This is a genomic window from Streptomyces carpinensis (assembly GCF_002154505.1).
GTDB lineage: Bacteria > Actinomycetota > Actinomycetes > Streptomycetales > Streptomycetaceae > Streptomyces > Streptomyces carpinensis.
In genome coordinates, this window is the sequence record NZ_MUBM01000761.1 from 1 (window position 1) to 822 (window position 822).

Consider the following 822-nt stretch of genomic DNA (forward strand, 5'->3'; position numbering starts at 1 on the left):
CGCTGCTCACGGGCGGGGTGGGGCCCTGGATGCCCTTCCAGATGCTGGCCATGGGGTGGTTCACCATGGGCGCGGGCCTGCTGCCGGGCCCCGACCGGTTGCGCGGACGCACGGAACTGGTGCTGCTGGCTCTCTACGGCTTCCTCGCCGCCTTCGCCTACGGCACGGTGATGAACCTCGCGGGCTGGCCCTTCATGGGCACCCTCGCCTCCTCCATCGCCTTCGACCCGCACGCCGCGGTCGCCGCGAACCTGGCCCGCTTCGTCGCGTACTGCGTGGCCACCTCGCTCGGCTGGGACCTGGGCCGGGCCGNNCGGCCCGGCGGTGCTCCGGGCGCTGCGCCGCGCCACCCGGCGGGCCGCCTTCGAGACGCCGGTCACCTTCGACGCGTCCACGCCGTGAACCCGCCGTCACCTCTGACCGCCGGACCGTGAGCACCCCGGTGAACCGGCCCACATGACGTGGATCACCTACGAAGCCGGGCCGTAGGCACCGGCGCGTGGCATGTACGCGTCTTTACTCGCGCCGACCTGCGTCTTGAGAGCCCGCTCACACCGAGGACCCTCGTCGCAGATGCGACGACAACTAGTAAACGGGGTGTTTGCGGGCGGTTCGGTCGCCTGCTTGTCTGGACGACGTCGCCAGGCGCCGACGGCCTCCGGGTCGCGGCACCGGGGCAGCCCCTCTCCCGCTCCAGCGGGCTCCGGCTGCTCGCGACACCCTGTCCCCGACGCAAGAGGTTCTCCGTGTCCGTCTCCCTCATCCGCCGCATCGCCACTCCGAAGAAGGCCCTCACCACCGCCGCCGTGGCCGCCGCCACCG

The 822-nt window shown here is 72.4% G+C and carries 2 pseudogenes; both read left to right on the forward strand.

Annotation, left to right across the window (positions count from 1 at the left end):
• Window positions 1-489: pseudogene (locus tag BZY54_RS48595) on the forward strand (ECF transporter S component); the annotation flags it as partial.
• Between the two features lie 257 nt (window positions 490-746).
• Window positions 747-822 (forward strand): annotated as a pseudogene (locus tag BZY54_RS54530) (lytic transglycosylase domain-containing protein); the annotation flags it as partial.